At 63.5% G+C, this 18466-nt stretch carries 20 protein-coding genes; 14 read left to right on the top strand and 6 right to left on the bottom strand.

Annotation, left to right across the window (positions count from 1 at the left end; all coding sequences use genetic code 11):
- Nucleotides 1-80: 80 nt before the first annotated feature.
- Nucleotides 81-593: a winged helix-turn-helix transcriptional regulator gene (locus XI03_RS39225; RefSeq protein WP_271595113.1), complete on the bottom strand. Its 513-nt coding sequence runs from the start codon at nt 591-593 to the stop codon at nt 81-83.
- A gap of 235 nt (nt 594-828) precedes the next feature.
- Between XI03_RS39225 and XI03_RS39220 the strand changes: the two genes are divergently transcribed.
- From XI03_RS39220 to XI03_RS39190, 7 genes are all read left to right on the top strand, one after another.
- Complete coding sequence (locus XI03_RS39220) at nt 829-1458, top strand: 2-hydroxychromene-2-carboxylate isomerase (RefSeq protein WP_038970434.1); 630 nt, start codon at nt 829-831, stop codon at nt 1456-1458.
- 43 nt (nt 1459-1501) lie between these two features.
- Nucleotides 1502-2239, top strand: a complete 738-nt coding sequence (locus tag XI03_RS39215) for an SDR family oxidoreductase (RefSeq protein WP_038970433.1) — start codon at nt 1502-1504, stop codon at nt 2237-2239.
- 13 nt (nt 2240-2252) lie between these two features.
- On the top strand, nt 2253-3434 hold the full coding sequence (locus tag XI03_RS39210; RefSeq protein ID WP_271595112.1) for an acyl-CoA dehydrogenase family protein: 1182 nt from the start codon (nt 2253-2255) through the stop codon (nt 3432-3434).
- A 24-nt stretch (nt 3435-3458) separates the two neighbouring features.
- Nucleotides 3459-4589, top strand: a complete 1131-nt coding sequence (locus XI03_RS39205; RefSeq protein ID WP_271595111.1) for an acyl-CoA dehydrogenase family protein — start codon at nt 3459-3461, stop codon at nt 4587-4589.
- 15 nt (nt 4590-4604) lie between these two features.
- Nucleotides 4605-5792 (top strand): acetyl-CoA C-acyltransferase, encoded by a 1188-nt coding sequence (locus XI03_RS39200; protein WP_271595110.1) that lies wholly within the window; start codon nt 4605-4607, stop codon nt 5790-5792.
- Between the two features lie 23 nt (nt 5793-5815).
- Nucleotides 5816-6820: an NAD(P)H-dependent flavin oxidoreductase gene (locus XI03_RS39195; protein WP_271595109.1), complete on the top strand. Its 1005-nt coding sequence runs from the start codon at nt 5816-5818 to the stop codon at nt 6818-6820.
- A 117-nt stretch (nt 6821-6937) separates the two neighbouring features.
- Complete coding sequence (locus XI03_RS39190) at nt 6938-7549, top strand: TetR/AcrR family transcriptional regulator (RefSeq protein WP_271595108.1); 612 nt, start codon at nt 6938-6940, stop codon at nt 7547-7549.
- 92 nt (nt 7550-7641) lie between these two features.
- Here XI03_RS39190 and XI03_RS39185 read toward each other — a convergent pair whose 3' ends face one another.
- The 3 genes from XI03_RS39185 to XI03_RS39175 all read right to left on the bottom strand — a co-directional run bounded on the left by XI03_RS39185 (nt 7642) and on the right by XI03_RS39175 (nt 9823).
- On the bottom strand, nt 7642-8802 hold the full coding sequence (locus XI03_RS39185; protein WP_271595107.1) for an iron-containing alcohol dehydrogenase: 1161 nt from the start codon (nt 8800-8802) through the stop codon (nt 7642-7644).
- Nucleotides 8803-9371: 569 nt separating this feature from the next.
- Entirely contained in the window at nt 9372-9494 is a 123-nt protein-coding gene (locus XI03_RS39180) for a hypothetical protein (RefSeq protein ID WP_256379433.1), read from the bottom strand.
- Nucleotides 9495-9586: 92 nt separating this feature from the next.
- Nucleotides 9587-9823: a hypothetical protein gene (locus tag XI03_RS39175; RefSeq protein ID WP_038970429.1), complete on the bottom strand. Its 237-nt coding sequence runs from the start codon at nt 9821-9823 to the stop codon at nt 9587-9589.
- 483 nt (nt 9824-10306) lie between these two features.
- Between XI03_RS39175 and XI03_RS39170 the strand changes: the two genes are divergently transcribed.
- Nucleotides 10307-11596 carry a c-type cytochrome gene (locus tag XI03_RS39170; protein ID WP_271595106.1) on the top strand — a complete coding sequence of 430 codons (1290 nt, stop codon included), beginning with the start codon at nt 10307-10309 and terminating at the stop codon, nt 11594-11596.
- A gap of 7 nt (nt 11597-11603) precedes the next feature.
- On the opposite strand, the gene XI03_RS39165 is transcribed toward XI03_RS39170, so the two are convergent.
- Both XI03_RS39165 and XI03_RS39160 read right to left on the bottom strand, forming a co-directional pair.
- Nucleotides 11604-11903 (bottom strand): hypothetical protein, encoded by a 300-nt coding sequence (locus tag XI03_RS39165; protein ID WP_038970411.1) that lies wholly within the window; start codon nt 11901-11903, stop codon nt 11604-11606.
- A gap of 52 nt (nt 11904-11955) precedes the next feature.
- Entirely contained in the window at nt 11956-13926 is a 1971-nt protein-coding gene (locus tag XI03_RS39160; RefSeq protein WP_271595105.1) for a 4Fe-4S binding protein, read from the bottom strand.
- Nucleotides 13927-14108: 182 nt separating this feature from the next.
- Between XI03_RS39160 and XI03_RS39155 the strand changes: the two genes are divergently transcribed.
- The 6 genes from XI03_RS39155 to XI03_RS39130 all read left to right on the top strand — a co-directional run bounded on the left by XI03_RS39155 (nt 14109) and on the right by XI03_RS39130 (nt 18442).
- Nucleotides 14109-14831 carry a biotin/lipoate--protein ligase family protein gene (locus XI03_RS39155; RefSeq protein ID WP_240536273.1) on the top strand — a complete coding sequence of 241 codons (723 nt, stop codon included), beginning with the start codon at nt 14109-14111 and terminating at the stop codon, nt 14829-14831.
- Nucleotides 14828-15367, top strand: coding sequence for a DUF6505 family protein (locus XI03_RS39150; RefSeq protein ID WP_028143619.1), 540 nt, complete (start codon nt 14828-14830; stop codon nt 15365-15367). The genes XI03_RS39155 and XI03_RS39150 overlap by 4 nt, the downstream gene beginning before the upstream one ends.
- On the top strand, nt 15364-16371 hold the full coding sequence (locus XI03_RS39145) for a DUF6352 family protein (RefSeq protein ID WP_271595104.1): 1008 nt from the start codon (nt 15364-15366) through the stop codon (nt 16369-16371). The genes XI03_RS39150 and XI03_RS39145 overlap by 4 nt, the downstream gene beginning before the upstream one ends.
- The gene (locus XI03_RS39140) at nt 16368-16883 is read left to right on the top strand and encodes a DUF3305 domain-containing protein (RefSeq protein ID WP_271595103.1); all 516 of its coding nucleotides are present in this window, start codon (nt 16368-16370) and stop codon (nt 16881-16883) included. Before XI03_RS39145 ends, XI03_RS39140 begins: the two co-directional genes overlap by 4 nt.
- Entirely contained in the window at nt 16880-17515 is a 636-nt protein-coding gene (locus XI03_RS39135; protein ID WP_271595102.1) for a DUF3306 domain-containing protein, read from the top strand. Before XI03_RS39140 ends, XI03_RS39135 begins: the two co-directional genes overlap by 4 nt.
- 147 nt (nt 17516-17662) lie before the next feature.
- On the top strand, nt 17663-18442 hold the full coding sequence (locus XI03_RS39130) for a molecular chaperone TorD family protein (RefSeq protein ID WP_271595101.1): 780 nt from the start codon (nt 17663-17665) through the stop codon (nt 18440-18442).
- The last annotated feature ends 24 nt before the right edge of the window (nt 18443-18466 follow it).

The raw sequence follows: 18466 nt of genomic DNA, 5'->3' as shown, positions 1-18466 counted from the left end.
TGCGGTCGTTACTCACTCCCTTGCCGCCAGATCGCATCTGGCGGCACCTCCGGCCGCGGGAGGCCTTCGATGCGCGAGCCTCAGGCGGCCCGCGAGCGTGCCTTTGTTTTCGAGGTCGTCGGCGCCGCTGCCGCCGGCGCGCTGCGAGCACCCGGCCCGGGATGAGTATGAACCTCCTTGGCCGACAGCGGCTCGCCGCATTCGGAGCACACCATGACCGGATCGAAATCTTTTCCGCACTTGCGATGCTGGTGCAGCAAGGGGCGGCCGCGCTCGTCGACCATGTGAACATCGCCCCAATGCACGATTGCCATCATGATCGGATACAGATCGAGCCCCTTCTGGGTCAGGATATATTCGTGCCGCTTGGGGGATTCCTGGTAGGGAATGCGGCGCAGGATGCCCTGCCGAACCAACTTCTTCAGACGTTCGGCAAGCAAATGCCGCGTGATTCCGAGTGCCGACTGAAATCCCTCGAAGCGGCGCGTGCGCAGAAAACACTCGCGCAGGATAAGAAGAGTCCAGCGATCGCCGATCACGCCGATAGTTCGGGCCATCGAGCACGGCTCTTCCTCGAGTTCCTTCCACTTCATCCACACACTCCAGTCGCCGCCGCGGCACGGACCTCGTCTCGAATCGTTGCAGAGGCCGGCGCGGATTTGCCATTCTAGATAGGTACTAAACTCCAAACAATACCCTTCCAGACTAGACCAAATCAGCAGATTGCGGGAGCATTTGACAGTTCTATTTTAGAACTGTATGTTTGAGGAAAGTCAGGCCGGCGACCGGATCGCCAGTGCAAGCACATGTTCCGCGGGAGGAGCCGAGATGACCTTGAAGATTGAATTCCAATTCGATTTCGGCAGCCCGAACGCTTATCTGGCCGAGGTGGCGATTCCGGGCATCGAGCAGCGCACCGGTGCGAAATTCGATTATGTTCCGGTCTTGCTTGGCGGCATCTACAAGGCGACGGGCAACATGTCGCCGTTCGACTCGCTTCGTGGGATCAAGAACAAGCCGGAATATCAGGCGCTCGAGACCCAGCGGTTTATCCGCCGCCACAACGTCACGAAATTCCGCCAGAATCCCTTCTTTCCCGTCAACACGCTGATGCTGATGCGGGGCGCCGTGGCAGCCCAGTTCGAGGGCGTGTTCGAGTCCTATTTTCGCGCGGCCTATCACCATATGTGGGAGGAGCCGAAGAAGATGGACGACGTCGAAATCTTCCGGAACGCGTTCATGGCTTCGGGGCTCGATATCGACAGATTGATCGCTCGCGCCCAGCAGGACGACGTCAAGAAGAGGCTGATTGATCTGACCAACGATGCCGTCAGCCGAGGCGCGTTCGGGTCGCCAACCTTCTTCGTCGGCAAGGAGATGTTCTTCGGCAAGGATCAGCTTCGTGACGTCGAGGAGTCCATCCTCGAGCAAACGAGGCCGGTCGCAAGGACGGCATAGAGCCGTCGAGCTAACGAAGTTCAATCCAACCGGGAGACGATCCATGCAAAAGAGAAATGCAACCGTCGCAGTGATCGGTGCCGGCGACTATATCGGCGGCGAGATCGCCAAGAAGTTCGCCTCGGAGGGCTTCACGGTGTTCGCCGGGCGCCGGAACGGGGCCAAGCTCGAGCCGCTCGTCAAGGAGATCGAGGCCGCCGGAGGCGAAATCCATGCATGCTCGCTGGATGCCCGCAAGGAGGAGGAGGTCATCTCCTTCCTCGCCGATGCCGACAAGCATGCGCCGCTCGAGGTCTGCATCTTCAACATCGGCGCCAACGTCAACTTTCCGATCCTCGATACGACCGAGCGGGTCTTCCGCAAGGTCTGGGAGATGGCCTGCTATTCCGGCTTTCTCGCCGGCCGCGAGGCCGCGCGGCTGATGCTGCCTCGCGGCGGCGGCAAGATCTTCTTCACCGGCGCGACAGCGTCGCTCCGCGGCGGCAGCGGTTATGCCGCCTTTGCCAGCGCGAAGTTCGGCCTGCGGGCGGTGGCCCAGGCGATGGCGCGCGAGCTCGGCCCCAAGAACATTCACGTCGCGCATCTCATCATCGATTCCGGCGTCGATACGGAATGGGTGCGGCAGCGCCGGCTCGAGGCACTCGGTCCGAATGCGCTCGACGATCCCGATCTCTTGATGCCGCCGTCGTCCGTCGCTGCGTCCTATTGGCAGCTTTATCAGCAGCCGAAGAGCGCGTGGACATTCGAGCTGGAAATCCGTCCCTTCGGCGAGAAGTGGTAAGGAGGCCCTTACGATGGAGCTTGCGCTGTCTGCCGATGACGCGGCTTTCCGCGATGAAGTGCGCGCCTTCATCGCGGACAATTATCCGGCGGAGATGCGCGTGCCCAATCCGGAGACCGACCTGACCAAGGAGCAGTCACTGCTCTGGCACCGGATCCTCCACAAGAAGGGCTGGATCGCGCCGCTGTGGCCCAAGGAGTATGGCGGGCCGGGCTGGACGGTCACACAGCGGTTCATCTTTGAGCAGGAAACCTCCCGGGCGGGAACGCTGCCGCCGCTTGCCTTCAGCGTGACCATGGTCGGGCCGGTGATCTACACGTTCGGCAACGAGGCGCAGAAGAAGAAGTTTCTGCCGCGAATTCTCTCCGGAGAGGATTGGTGGTGCCAGGGCTATTCGGAGCCGGGCTCCGGCTCGGACCTTGCGACCGTCAGAACCAAGGCGGTGCGCGAGGGCGACCACTACGTCGTCAACGGGCACAAGACCTGGACCACGCTGGCCCAGCACGCCGACTGGATCTTCTGCCTGGTGCGAACTGATCCGAATGCGAAGCCGCAATCGGGAATCTCCTTCCTGCTGATCGACATGAAGTCGCCCGGCGTCACCGTTCGGCCGATCATCACGATCGACGGCAGTCACGAGGTCAACGACGTCTTTCTCGAGGACGTCCGCGTACCCGTCGAGAACCTGGTCGGCGAGGAGAACAAGGGCTGGACGTACGCCAAGTTCCTGCTCGGCAACGAGCGCACCAGCATGGCGGGCATCGGCCGGTCCACCCGCTATCTCCGGAAGCTGAAGCAGATCGTGAAGGCCGAGATACCGGCCGACGATCCGGCGCATCTGGGATTTCTACGCGACATCGCCCGCGTCGAGCTCGACGTGCTGGCGCTGGAGGCGACCGAACTACGCGTGGTCGCCCAGATGGCGCGTGGTATCGATCCCGGTCCGGCGGCGTCGCTGTTCAAGATCCGCGGCACCGAGATCTTCCAGGACATCACCGAGCTCACGCACCGCGCGATCGGCAATTATGGTCTTGCCATCCGCGAGCATCCGGTCAGTGACAACCACTTCATGCCGGGTCCGGACTACGGCCACACCGCGTCCGAGAAATATCTGAACGCGCGCAAGCTCAGCATCTACGGCGGATCCAACGAGATCCAGCGAAACATCATCGCCAAAGCCGTGCTCGGGCTCTAAGCCACGGCGGATCGGGAGGACCGGATGGATATTCAGTTCACGGAAGAGCAGGAATTACTGCGATCCAGCGTTCAGCGCCTTCTGCGCGACCAGTATGATTTCGAGACGCGGCGCAAGATCGTGGCGAGCGAGGAGGGGTTCAGCCGGACGCCGTGGAGGGCCTTCGCCGAGCTCGGCCTGCTCGCTGCACCGTTTTCCGAAGATGCCGGCGGCCTCGGCGGCGGTCCGTTGTCGACCATGATCGTCATGCAGGAGTTCGGCCGTCACCTCGTCGTCGAGCCTTTCGTCGAAACGGTGGTGCTTGCTGGCGGCCTGATCGAGCAGCTTGGCACGTCCGAGCAGAAGCAGGCATTCATCCCAGGCATCATCGACGGCTCCAGGATCTGGGCGCTGGCCTGGACCGAGAGGGCCTCCCGGTTCGATTTCGCCAATATCGCGACCAAGGCGCGGCGTGAGGGAGACGACTACGTTCTGAGCGGCGAGAAGACCATGGTGATGGCAGCACCGTGGGCGGATCATCTGATCGTTTCGGCCCGGACCGCCGGCGACAATCGCGACCGCGGCGGCGTCAGCCTGTTCGTGGTCGACCGCCATGCCGCGGGCGTCAATCTCCAGAGCTTCAAGACCATCGACGGACGCCGCGCCGCCGAGATCAGCTTGCGCGAGGTCCGCGGGCAATTGCTGGGAGCAGAAGGCGAGGGCGTTGCCGCGCTGGAAACCTGTCGTGACCGCGCGATCGGCGCGCTCTGCGCCGAGGTCGTCGGCGCGATCGGCGAGCTGAATGCCGCAACGCTGGACTATTCAAAGACCCGAAAGCAGTTCGGCACCGCCATCGGCTCCTTTCAGGTGTTGCAGCATCGCATGGTCGACATGTTCATTGCCCATCAGGAGGCGCTCTCCCTGATGCAGCATCTCAATCTCAGCCTCGACGCCGGTGATTCAGGCCTGTCGCGGCTCGCCTCCGGGGCCAAGTCGAAGATTGGCTATGCCGGGAAGTTCGTAGCCGACCAGGCGGTGCAGCTTCACGGCGGCATGGGAATGACCGACGAGCTGAACGTCGGACACTATTTCAAGCGAATCTCCTCCATCAACATCCAGTTCGGCGATCCCGCGTTCCACGTGCTGCGCTACGCGCAGCTGGATGCGGCCGCGTAAAGAGAAGAGGCCAGCATGACGACTGAAGCAGTCATCGTTTCCACCGCACGCACGGCCGTCGGCAAGGCCTATCGTGGCGCGCTCAACAACACGGACGGCCCGACCATGGCCGGGCATGTGATGGCCGAAGCCGTGAAGCGCGCCGGCATCGCGCCGGGCGAGGTGGAAGACGTGGTGATGGGCTGCGCGATGCAGCAAGGCACCATGGTGATGAATGTGGCGCGCAAGGGCGCGATCCGCGCTGGCCTGCCCGTGACGGTGGCCGGCACCACGATCGACCGGCAATGCGCGTCCGGCCTGCAGGCCATCGCCGTTGCCGCGCGCTCGGTGATGCTGGACGGGGTCGAGGTCGCCATCGGCGGCGGGATCGAGTCGATCAGCCTCGTGCAGAACGAGCACATGAACAAATTCCACGCCGTCGACGACGAGCTGATGGCGATGAAGCCCGAAATGTACATGTCGATGCTCGATACGGCGGAGGTCGTCGCCGAGCGGTACACGATCGGCCGCGACAAGCAGGACGAGTACAGCCTCGAATGCCAGCGCCGCGTCGGCGCCGCTCTGCAGGCCGGCCGCTTCAGCGATGAAATCGTGCCGTTTACGACCATGATGGCGCTCGTCAACAAGGACACCAAGGAGGTCACCTACGAACAGGTGACGCTCACGAAAGACGAGGGCCCGCGTCCGGAAACCACGGCCGAGGGCCTTGCCAAGATCAAGCCGGTGTTCGAGGGCAAGACCATCAGCGCGGGCAATGCCAGCCAGCTCTCGGACGGTGCTTCAGCCTGTGTGGTCACGAGCGGAAAGTTTGCAGCCAGCAAGGGGCTGAAGCCGCTCGGTATCTTCCGCGGATTCGTCGCCGCCGGCGTCGAGCCGGACGAGATGGGCGTCGGCCCGGTCGCCGCGATCCCGCGTCTGCTCAAGCGCCACGGTTTGAGGATCGACGACATCGATCTCTGGGAGCTCAACGAGGCGTATGCGGTGCAGGTGATCTATTGCCGCGACAAGCTCGGCATCGATCCGGACAAGCTCAACGTCAACGGCGGCTCGATCGCGATCGGCCACCCCTATGGCATGACCGGCTCGCGGCTCACCGGCCACCTCCTGATCGAGGGACGGCGGCGCAAGGCGAAATACGGCGTGGTGACCATGTGCATCGGTGGTGGCATGGGCGCCGCGGGCTTGTTTGAAATCATCCACTGAGCGGAAACGCGGGGAGATCATTCGTGAAGACAGCGATCACTGAACTGTTTGGTATCGAGCATCCGATCATCCAGGGTGGAATGCATTATGTCGGCTTCGCCGAAATGGCGGCCGCGGTATCCAACGCCGGCGGGCTCGGCTTGATCACCGGCCTCACCCAGCGGACGCCGGAGCTGCTTGCCAAGGAGATCGCGCGCTGCCGGGACATGACGGACAAGCCGTTCGGCGTGAACTTGACCTTCCTGCCGACCTTCAGCGCCCCGCCTTATCCGGAGTATATCGCTGCCATCAGGGAGGGCGGCGTCAGGATCGTCGAGACGGCCGGACGTAGCCCTGAACAATACATGCCGGCCCTGAAGGCGGGCGGCATCAAGGTGATCCACAAATGCACCTCGGTCCGGCATTCGTTGAAGGCCGAACAGATCGGCTGCGATGCCGTCAGCGTCGACGGCTTCGAGTGCGGCGGCCATCCGGGCGAGGATGACATGCCCAACATGATCCTGCTGCCGCGTGCGGCCGAAGAACTGAAGATCCCGTTCGTGGCATCCGGCGGCATGGCCGACGCGCGCAGCCTGGTTGCGGCGCTTGCGATGGGAGCGGCGGGAATGAACATGGGTACGCGGTTCATCGCCACCAAGGAAGCGCCGGTGCACGAGAACGTCAAGAAGGCGCTGGTCGCGGCGTCCGAGCTCGACACCAGGCTCGTTATGCGCGCTCTCCGCAACACCGAGCGGGTCCTGAACAACAAGGGCGTCGAGCATCTGCTCGAGGTCGAGCGCGAGAAGGGCAAGAACCTCAAGATCGACGACATCCATGATCAGGTAGCGGGCGTCTATCCCAGGGTGATGATCGACGGCGACATGGACGCGGGCGCCTGGAGCTGCGGCATGGTCGTCGGACTCATTCACGATATTCCGACCGTGAAGGAGTTGATCGACCGCATCATGGCGGACGCCGAGCGATTGATCAGGGGCAGGCTGACGGGATTCCTTGATGCCGACACTGGGGCCAATCTCAAGGTCGCGTGAAGCCACGGCTTGCGATCCGCGCTGCAGACGACATTTCGTCGTCTCCGCGCGGGCTGGAAGCTCCGGCCGGGATGGGATCGTCAACAGCGAATATCTTGTGCCATCCCGGAGCAGGCGATGCGTTACCCGAAAGACCATGGGCAGCATACCCGCAGACGCATCGTCGAAAGCGCTTCCCGCGGTCTGCGCCAGGCCGGCGCCGATGGCCTGAGTGTGGCCGACCTGATGAAGCTCGCCAATCTGACGCATGGCAGCTTCTACGCTTACTTCAAATCGCGCGACGCGTTGGTCGTCGAAGGGCTCGCCCTGGCCATGGATCGAACGATCGTGCATTGGCTCAGCCTCACGCAGGGGCTGCCCGCCGGGAAGGGATTCGACGCACTTGTCGAGTCTTACCTGGGTCCTCTCCACCGTGACGATCCGGGGCGCGGTTGCGCGCTGCCGGCCTTGGCCGCCGACATCGGACGTTCAGGTCCGGAGGCGCGGCGCACCCTTGAACGGGGGCTCAGCAAGATGATCGATATCATCGCGCGGCTGACCTCGGCGAGGCCGTCATCGGATGTGAGACAGAGCGCCGCCGGCGCAATTGCGACCATGGTCGGTGCGGTCGTGCTGGCGCGTGCAGTCGACGACAAGCGTTTGTCCGACCTCCTGCTGGAGGCCGGACGGCAGGCTTTGGGCAGCCCGGTCGCGAGCGACTGCGAGAGAACGCATTCGGCCGACAATTGAGAAACGGCTTAACTGACGTTGGCTTCTGGGCGGAGCGGGCCGATGGCGGAGGCAAGCGGCCGTGCCTCTACCATCGGCCGCCGCCTTGGCAGCTACGCGGCCATCCGCAGCAGATCGACGATTTCGGCTTGGTCGTTGAAGGGGCGCGGATTGGCTTTGACGAAGCGATGGTTGATCGCGATTTCGCTGATCTTGCCGAACTTGTCTTCGCCGATGCCGACCTCAGCGAGGCGGCCCGGTAGTCCAAGTTGCCTGACGAACTCCGCAAAGGCGTCTGCCGCGTCCCCACCGGGAGCCCCCAAAGCTGCCGCCAAACGCTTCTGCGCGTCATCGGTGAACGGCTTGTTATAGCGAAGAAGGCTCGGCATGATGACGGGCGTGCAATAATAGTGAGGAACCCCGAAAGTCCCACCAAGCACGTGGCCGATGCCGTGGCTTGCGCCCATGGGAACGCGTGCCTGCAGTCCAAAGGACGCAAGCCATGAGCCGTATTGAGACAAGCGGCGCGCCTCGAAATCGTCAGGTTGTTGCAGGGTCCGGAGCATTCCATCGCGCAGCGTGCGGATACCCGCCAGAACCACTTCGTCAGCAAGGGGGGTGCCAGCTGGCGAGCACAATGCTTCGATGCCGTGATCCATGGAGCGAGTGCCAGATCCCATCCAGAGGTTCGAAGGCGTATGAAGCGTGAGGGCAGGGTCGAGGATGACTGCCACCGGCATCATGTGGGGGTGAAAGAATATTTGCTTCAGCTTGTTGCGCTCATCGGTGACAAGCGCTGCGGCATTGTATTCGCCGCCGTTCAGCGTTGACGGCACGGCGATCTGTCGGACTGCAGGCGTGCGGAACGGGGAATGGCTCACGCCCGGGCCCATGGGGAACGGATCGAAGCCAGCTTCATCGCGGATATCGTGCTCCATCGCCATGATGACGATCTTGGCGAGGTCAACGGCAGAACCGCCGCCGACGGCCACGACGAGGTCGGCGTGGGCTTCCTTGGCGTGGAGCGCAACTTCGGCAGCTTGCTTGCGCGTGGTGTGCTGTGCAATTCCGTCGAAGGTCGCAGCATGTTTGTCGCCCAGCGTATGCCGGATTTTCTCAATCTCGTCGGTCTGGGTGTTCAAGGTGCGGCTGACGATAAGGAAGACGCGCGTTACCTTCAGTCGTTCCGCTTCTTCGTTGATGGCCTCGGCCGCCGGTTTGCCATAGATCACGCGATCAATTGCCGGAAAATTGTGTGCACCAGTCCTGCGCATTTTATCCTCCCATCGGAACTGCGGTCGAAGCGGAGATAGTCCTTTATATTATGATTATCATGCAATAGCTGTCCAAAAATATTGCACGAACTCAGGGTTTTACGGCCTTCGCCGGGTTCCACGCGAAGCACCGGCCTGGCTTGCCGACTTCGCGGTCACCCATCCTTCGGCGCCCTTGCGCCGTCGGAAAGCCTCAGTCGCATCAATGTCTTGTAGCGGGCTCCGACGCGCCTGTTTCCTGATGCCGATTGAGTGAAGGCCGCTACGGATGTGCACTCCAGCTTTCGTATGCACCGAATGGCCAAAACGGGTAGGGATAGTCGAGAAAAGGTGCGCCGAACGCTGTGATGGTCCACACCCTCGGCGTTTGCAGCATACCTTGCACCGCAAACGCCAAGGCCTGTGCACGAAAGTTGCTCGATGCTCTCGAACTCCTCGCGTGTCATCTTGCCGATAGAGGATGCCCCGACGGTCTCGAAAGCCGTGACGATCGTGGGGTCTTTCGCATGCGGAAGCGTGGAGAATGGCACCGGCCGACGGGGCCTAACGCTCTGCGAGATTTGAGTGTCTTAGAGACGCACGCCGGTCGTAGCAAACGCCTGGGCGACGGGCTCCTGGACCCGATTCAAGACCACCATTCCCGCAATCGCGACCACCATGGCCGCGACGCAGCCAAGAAGAAAAGCCTTCATCCGCAGCCTCCTTCGATCGAAACGTCAAGGTGTTATACGACACGGCTTGCCGCGAGCAAACTCGTTGATCGCACACCAAGGCACAAGCGATCTTATGGGCTCTTGAAGATGGGATCGATGGAAAATCCATCGCCCATCAAGCCTACCGACTGAAGCGCCGCGCTATTCAGGTCGACCTCTAATATCGAAAAAAGAAGCGCAAGCACGATGGCAATGAGGATCAGGAAGGGCGAGGCTTCTCGGGAAATGGGATCTTGCGGCCCATCGAGCGCGCGGACAGCGCGCAGCCGCGCCATCATCCGCAGAAATGGCCGCGTTGGCCCCTGCATGCCAGTCGTCCTTGACGTGACCAGCGCGAGACTAGTCTTCGGACCACCGGCGTTCAAGCGGAGGATGAGCGAAGTCAGGTTGTTGCAATGCACGCTCCGGAACGGAAGGCAGCGTTGCCCTGTTTAGTACACGCACCGGAGGATCCGACGTGAAATTGCCAACAACGATCTTGTGCTTCGCGGCACTCTGCTTCTTCCAGAGCGCCTCCGCCCAACCCGCGCAAACCAACTCATCTGCGGCACCAACCCCTCCCGAGGAGAAGGGCCAACCACAGCCGCAAGGCTGGACGGGCCCCATCAATACAGGCTCGGGTGACGCGCCCGCCGAAAGTCCCCAGGGTCAGAGCCCGCCTGGAATGCAGGCCGCGCCTCAAGGATCCTCCAAAACCACGACGGCACCAGCCAAATAGATCGGTTCGGATATTCTCCTCCGTCGGCTCTTCTGGCAATCTTGAGAGCGTGAACGGGACGCGGCGAGGGTCAATGACACTACCTTTCTGCGCGGGCGGCGCCGCAGCCTTGTGGGCCATCTTGGCCGTATCATCCGTGCACGCCGACATGGCGGGACACGGCGGCTCCGTGCGGGCTCTTGCTATTTCCCCCGATGGGGACGGCCTCTTGTCCGGCAGCTTCGACTCAGCCGCCATTCGCTGGTCGCTAAAGGCGGAGACAGCGGAGGAGGTGCTGCGGTATCATGCTGATGCGGTCAATGCCGTCGCCTTTCTGAACGACGGCCGCATGATCACGGCGGGTGCCGATGCACGAATTGCGGTCTGGAAGGCGGGCCGGCGGCAGCCGGACCGGGTGTTCGAGGGACACGTCGGTCCAATCGTCGCACTCGCGGTCTCCCCCGACGGCGCACTGCTCGCATCGGCTTCATGGGATCGGACGGTGCGGCTCTGGTCGCTGTCGGACGGCGTGTCGCGCGTGCTCGAAGGGCATTCGCAGAACGTCAACGGAGTCGCCTTCACGCCGGACGGCAGGTCGCTCGTCAGCGCCGGCTATGACCTTACGTTGCGCATCTGGCGGTTGTCGGGCGGCCAGCCTGAAGTCGTGACGTTGCCGGCGCCGCTCAACGCAGTAGCCGTGGCGCCGGACGGTGAAATCGTCACAGGCGCGGTCGACGGCATGTTGCGGATGCTGACCACGGACGGCAAGGTCAGCGGCGAGATATCGGCCGGCCCAACACCAGTGGTGGCCGTGACCATGTCGGCCGACGGCAAGCTGATTGCCGCGGCCGGCATCGGCGGCACAGTTGCGATCATCGATCGCAAGTCGCGCAGCCTGCTACGCACGCTGGTCGGGCCCGGGCTGCCGGTGTGGTCGGTTGCCTTCCTTCCGGATCGCGAGACGCTGATGACGGGGGGCGCGGACGGCAAGATCAGGCGGTGGAATGCACGCACCGGCGATCCCGTCGGCTCGAGTCTGATGGGCTCACCGGCCGATCCGCTCGCTGCCTATGCCGGCGATCATGGCGCCGACGTGTTCCGGGCGTGCGTTGCCTGCCACACGCTGTCGGACAAGGAGGTCCAGCGCGCAGGCCCGACGCTTGCCGGATTGTTTGGCCGTAAGATCGCATCGCTGCCGGGCTACCGCTTCTCCGATGCCCTGAAGACGATGGACATCGTCTGGACGCCGGAGACGGTTGCAAAGCTGTTCGAGGTTGGACCGAACGCCTACACCCCCGGTACCAAGATGCCGGAGCAGCGCATCGGCTCGCCCGAGGATCGCCGCGCGCTCACCGATTTCCTGGGCCGCGTGACGTCGCGATAGCTGCCTCTCAGATCGAATCCCAATTGTCCATCGGAAGATCCCGCATCTCCGGATGTTGCTTGAGGATCTGAATGACGTCGATGCTGGGGTGCTCCTTGAGCGCTTCCGCGACGCAGTGATTGACGTATTTGCGACGCGACAGCCATGCGATCTTCTTGCCCTTGGCCTCGGCTTTGCAGGCGGCGATCGCCTGTTTCACGGCAACCTTTTGTGCCTTGGTCAGTGGAGGAGCGGCAGCTTCGGCCGCTGCGCCGGCGAAAGCGATGGAGATCAAGCACGTCGACAGAGCTGTGATCAAACGAGACATGGTGATGCTTCCCCTGGTTTCCTGCCCCTGCGTAGATGTCTGCTGGTCTTGCCTAGTCCTTGCCCTCGCGCTGACGTAGGTAGTCGTCCGTCGTTCGCGGCGGCGTGCGTTCGGGAATGCCCTTGAACGGATTGAACTGCTGCTCGCTCATGACGATGACGCGGCAGTCGGCGCACATCTTGAGCGCCTCGATCCGTTTGTCGCCGGCGGGATACATCCAGTGCCGCCCCTCGAGCTTGGCGGCGATCCGGTCGATCGTGCTCTTCACCCCGAACGCGGTGCCGCAGCGGACACAGAGCGCGGGCTCCTCTTCCTTGATGACTGCGGCGGGAGCGCGGGCGGCGCGGAAATCGATCTGCGGCTTGAGCGTGATGACCTTTTCCGGACAGGTGGTCTGGCACAGGCCGCATTGCACGCAGGCGTCCTCGATGAATTTCAGCACGGGCCGCTCGGGGTCGTCGCGCAGCGCGCCGGTCGGGCAGGCGGAGACACACGAGAGACACAGCGTGCAGCCGTCCGTGTCGACGCTGATCGCGCCGACTGGTGCGCCCTGCGGCAGCGCAATCACGTCCACCGGCTTTGGCGAAAGACGATGCAGCTCGCTGAGGCCGAAGCGCAGGAGGTCGCGCCGCTTGCCGACGGTTCTGAAGGTCGCCGGTGTTGCGACCGCCGCGAGCGGGCCGATGCCGGTCAGATGGCTGCCGAGCGCGTCAGGGTCGTCGGTCTCGATCGTGGCGACGCGCTGGCCATCAAAGCCGAGACCGCCAAGGATCGCATCGGCCATGCCGATCGTCTGCGATAGTCCGGTCACATCGTGGCGCGGCTTTGCGCGCAGCAGATAGCGCACGGCTGTTACACCATAAGCGAATGCGCCGACGATCGCTTCCAACCCGACCTGCGTGAGTTCGTTGACGACAAAGGGAAGCACGTTCGCGGGAAGACCGTCGCCATGTCGTGCCAGAGCTTCGATCAACGGTGTGCCGTGCGAGCCGTCATGGAACAGCAGCACCGCGTTGGCGCCGCCGGCCGCGTGGTAGGCGAGCAGCATGGCGCGAAGTCTTTGAAGCTGCGTATCGGCGGGCGGTAACGTGTAAGATGCAGCGCCAGTCGGGCAGGCGGCGGCGCATTGCCCGCAGCCCGCGCAGATGTTCGGATCAACAGCGACATGATCGCCGGCGGGCGTGATTGCGCCGGTCGGGCAGAGATCGAGGCAGCGATGGCACCCCGTGCGCTTCGAGCGCGAATGGGCGCAAAGACCGGGCGTAACGTCGACATATTTCGGCTTGTCGAAACTGCCGACGAGGTCGCGTGCGGTCAAGACGGCGCGCAGCACCGCGGCGGGATCGTTCGGGTCGGCGCGGAGATACCCGTCGCGCAGGTCGTGTGCGGGAAACAGCGGCATCCCGCCCGAAAGGTCCAGCACGATATCGCAGTGCGACGTCACTCCGTCTCGGGGAGCGTAAAGCACGAAGCGATCGCGCGAGGAGGGGCGGGGCCTGGCATAGTCGTCGATCGTGAGCTCGAAGGCGCCAAAGTGTCCTTTTGCAGAGCGGATGGTGCCCCTCACGATCGGGAAGACCGTTGCCGCCTGCGGCACGGTGTCACTGATCTGCTTCAGCATGACCGTGACGTCGAGGTGATCCGCAAGCAGCCGGCCGGCCTCGATCGCAGCTTCGTCGCGCCCATAGATCAGGATCACGCCGTCGCTCGACAGGGTGACCAGCGGATAGTCGGGCGCCGGGATGGAGGCGGCCGCCAACAGGGCGACCATTTTCGCGCCGGCGCGCGCCCCTTCGTGTGACCAGCCGGCCGTCTCACGGATATTGACAAAGCTGATCGCCTTGGCCCGTTCGCCGGCCTCGTCCGAAAACTGCGCGGCCTGCTGCGTGCAGGCGACCGTCAGCGGGCCAGTCTCAGCGGCTGCCTTGCGAAAATGATCGAGTTCGGGCCCGCAGAGATGGCGAAAGCCTCTGATCTCGCTGTTCGGACATCCGCGCCGGATCGCGGCCATGTCGAGACGCATCGTGTCTTCGCACGAGCAGATCAAGACGGTCTTCGACGGCTGCGACAGGTTAATCCCTCCGCTAGTCGGGCGCCGACTGTGGACTCGCGCCGGCCCTTTGCCTCGTATAGACATTATCCATCGGGAAGAAAAGGAAAGCGGAGGACGGCCTGCCGTCGACCCCAGTCAGCCACGTTTCCCCGGTGGAACCGATCCGCCTGCCGCCGCCGTTCACCTTGGTGCGGCTGCGCGAGAGTGGCGATGCTTTTGCCCATGCATGCCGCATTGCACCGGAGAGTGGTGCGGGCACATTGGTCTATGTCGGCCGCTTCGATCTTGCTGAGTTTGCCGTGGTCCTTGAGCCCCGAGAGCCCCTGTGCAGCGCGCGTCGCGCGTTCTACGCCGGCATGGTCGCACTCACCGATGCGCTGCGCGCCTATGCGCCGCCGAGCAAGCCGATCACCATCGATTGGCCTGACGCGGTCAGGGTCGACGGGGGATTGGTCGGCGGCGGACGGTTGGGATGGCCACGCGACGCCGACGAAGACACACCGCCGCCATGGCTGGTGTTTGGCGCCATGATCCGGACGGTTGCCATGGACGACGACGAGCCGGGCGTTCACCCGCTTGCCTCGGCGCTCGACCAGGAAGGGTTTGGTGAGGCCGGCGCCGAGCAATTGACAGAGAGCTTTGCCCGGCACCTGATGCTCGTGATTGACGGCTGGCAGGCAGACGGTTTTGACGGTGTCGCGCGCGATTATGTCTCGCGTATGCCGCGCGAGCGACAGACCGTGCGGCGCATCGACGATCTCGGCGATCTGCTGACGCGCCGGGTTGGGGCGGGCGCGATCGAGCGTGGCGACCTCGTCCAGGCGCTTGCGACCCCATCCTGGCTCGATCCGGCACTCGGGGGGCCGCGGCTGTGAAGCTCCTGCGTACCATCGCGCTCGATCCCTCCGACACATTCGTGTTTGACGTGGCGGCAGAGCCGGGCGAATGGGCCGTCTCCGGCGTTTTCCGCTTTTGGGATTGCGATCCTGCGAAGCTCGAGGGCAAGGCGCGCGCGGCCTTCCGCGGCGGTTTCCTCGGGGTGCAGTCCTGGGGCTGGTCGACGCTGGCGCAGATCGTTCCGGCCACCGAGGACGATTACCGCAACCTGGTCGATCTCCTTGCCGGGCAACTGGTCGATCGTTTCGGCGCGCCGGATATGGCGACAGCGAAGAGCGCCGCAGAAGAGGAGGTGGCGTTTTCGCAGTCGCTCTGCAGCCATCCGATCAGCTCCCTTGTTGCGGTGCACCGGGCCGTAAGCGATGGCGAGGTCCGCGAGTCCTTCCGCCGACTGCAACTGCGCGAAGGGCAGGGGCACGGCAAGGCGTTCTCGTTCATGGAAATGGAGGACGACATCGAGCCTGACGGCAATCTCAAGCTTGTGGATCTGGGCCGGAGGCCAACTGCCAGATGAACGATTTCTGGATTGCCTGCGGCCATCATCTGCTCGATCGCGACGAGGGCGGTGGGCTCCGCGTTACCGACGAATTCCTCAAGGCCTATTTTGCCCGTCCCGAACTGATGCCGCCGGAGGATGCGTGTCAGGTCGAACGCCGGCTGCACCGGGAATTGCTCTCCGATCCGCGCCAACCGGTCAGCGCCGGCGAAATCGCCGTTATTGCCGATCCCGACGCCCGGGAGAACTGGCAGTTCGTGCTGGCCTTTCGCGATCTCCTGTTGCGGCATCCGACGCTCGAAGCCGCTTATCTTGCAACGGTGCGCGCAGGCGCGAACGATCTGCCGCCGCTGTTCGTCAATCAGCTCGTGCACGTCATCCTGCGCAATGCGCTCGACGGTTGCGACGATCCGTTCGTGCTGCGCGCGGCCGAACTGTTCTTCCGGGCCCAGCGGATTCTGCCGCATGAGCAGGCCCTGCTGCTCGGTGACGAGGAGATTGTCGGCGGAATTAGCCCAACTCCGGTGCTATCGCTGATGTCGATGCTAGGCGCCACAACCGATGCGGTGGTCGATGTCTTGAACGCGGAGAATGTTGCTGCCTATTGGCAGCGCAGCGACCAGTTCGACATGGCCTTCGACCTCACGGCCGACGGCTTGGGGCCGACCGCCCTGGCGCAGGTGATGAGGCGCTGGCTCTCTCATCTGCTCGATTTGGACGTCACGATCGAACCGCTGCGCGCACTGCAGGACGCAAAGCTCACCTGGTATGTCGGGCTCGATGCCGATGCCACAAGGCTCGGCGATCGTCTCTGGCACGGCGAGGAGCTCGACGGGCCCAGCGCCGAGCGTGTGCTCGCGCTCTTCCGCCTCACCTTCGTCGATTCAATGCTCGCGCTCGACGATGTCGAGGACGAGCCGGTCTACCTGATCCTGTCGATGTCGGCGGATCAAAAACTGCGCATGAAGCCCCAGAATCTGCTGACAGGCTTGCCGGTCAAACGTCTGGAGATGGTGACATGAGCCCCGCGGCGCTGCCATTGCTGTCGATTCCGGTCGGTGTCGTGGTCGAGCGGCGCAAGGCCGACTCCCCTTGGGTCGATTTCATCTGGCGTGGCGTCGCCATCCTGCCGGACGAGCCCGCCATGAGACCCTGGACCGTGCTTCGCGACCAGGACGGCACGACGCTGTTCTATGCCGGAAGCGCGACCGTGGATCTTTATCCGTCCGAGACGGCGCGCTATCGCGACAATCTCGCCTCCGGCAGTCCGAGCATCTGGACCGTGCTGTCCCCTTCGGAAGGCGTGTGGCCCTATGTCGTCACGACCGTTACCGCCGATCCCTCGGAAGGCGAGGGCTTTACCGAGGCTGCCGACAATCTCGTCGAGGCGGTGCCGATGCCGGAGGTGCTGAGGGAGGCGATTGAAAGCTTCATTGTCGAGCACCATGTTGAGCGGGAATTCGTCAAGCGCAAGCGGCGCCGGGCTGACCCCGAGGCGCTCGCCCGGCGCGAACATGAAGGCGGACAGGAATGAGCGAGGAAGAGTTCCTTGCGCGTTGGTCCCGCCGCAAGCGCGAGTCGCGACCAGAGCCGGCGAAGCCTGCCGAGGCGCAGCCCGCGCCGCCGCCCGAGGCCAAGGATGGTGCAAAGGACGTTGCGAAGGACGGCGAGAGCGAGTTCGACCTCTCAAGCCTGCCATCGATCGACGAGATCAACGCTGCGACCGACGTCACCGCGTTCCTGCGCAAGGGTATTCCACAGGAGTTGAGCCGTGCGGCCCTTCGCCGCGCTTGGGTCGCCGATCCTGCCATCCGCGACTTCGTCGGGCTTGCGGAGAACGCATGGGATTTCAACGACCCGACCGCAATGCCGGGATTTGGACCGCTGGATTGTACCTCGGAAGAACTGGCGGCTCTCGTCGATCGCGTCATTGGCGGTGTGCGCGAAGTGGCAGAGTCATTGCCCGATGCGCTTGGTGAATCAGCGGATTCTTCGGAGGAATTGCATCAAGCCGACACGAGCGCTGCCCTCGAAGCTCCTGAGCAGGCGAATGCGCCGGAACTGCCAACAGCCCCTGTTGCAGCGCAACCGATCGTGGCGGAGAGACACGTGGATTTTGCCGAGCCCGTCATGCCGCGCACGCATGGTGGTGCACTGCCGTCCTGAGCAGCGCGACGAAAGGCTATAGCCTCCGGCTATGGTCAAGCGATTGACCGTCCGTGGAACCAGGACTACCCTCCGCATACTGCTTTGTAACAAAAGAATAATCGAGCAGGTGGGACTAGGCAGACGGGACTCGGATGGGAGGTCCACGTGCGGGATGACGGTCTTGATCGCGCGATCGATGCCGCGGGCGGCATAGCCGAGCTTGCGCGCAAAATCGGCATCAGCCAGCCATCCGTCTCGAACTGGACCAAGGTACCCGCACAACGGGTGGTTGCAGTCGAAGCCGCCACCGGCGTAGCTCGCAACGATCTGCGGCCCGATCTCTACAGCGAACAGGCCTTCTCCGCAGAACCACTCGATCCCGTCGATGCGGCGCGCGCGCAGGAATACGCGCTTCTGGCAACGCTTCTATCTGCGCCACCGTCGCGACGATTGCTCGACCAGCTTTCCATGTTGACGGGCGACGCGACGCCGCTCGGGCGCGCGCATGTTGCGTTGGCTGAGGCGGCCTCAAGCGCTGTCGCGGCGAAAGCCGAGCGCGAATATTTCGACCTGTTCGTCGGGCTCGGCCGCGGGGAATTGCTGCCCTATGCCTCGTACTACCTCACCGGCTTCCTCAACGAGCGGCCGTTGTCACGGCTGCGCGCGGATATGGCCGCGCTCGGCATCGAGCGGGTCGCCAACAATTCCGAGCCCGAGGATCACGCCGCCATCCTCTGCGAGATCATGTCGGGCTTTGCCGCCGGCAGCCTCGACGCCTCGCCGGAGGCTCAACGCGCCTTTTTTGAAAAACACGTGTCGCCCTGGATCGGGCGGCTGTTCGCCGACATGGAAAGCACCGACAACGCCCGATTCTATCGGGTCGTGGGGGCGCTCGGCCGTGCCTTTATCGAGATCGAGACGGAAGCATTCACATTCGCCAACTGACCGACGCGCGTCGGTGCGGGAGAG

The sequence above is a fragment of the Bradyrhizobium sp. CCBAU 65884 genome, assembly GCF_028128835.1.
Classification (GTDB): domain Bacteria; phylum Pseudomonadota; class Alphaproteobacteria; order Rhizobiales; family Xanthobacteraceae; genus Bradyrhizobium; species Bradyrhizobium ottawaense.
This window is presented reverse-complemented; position numbering and strand designations above follow the sequence as displayed.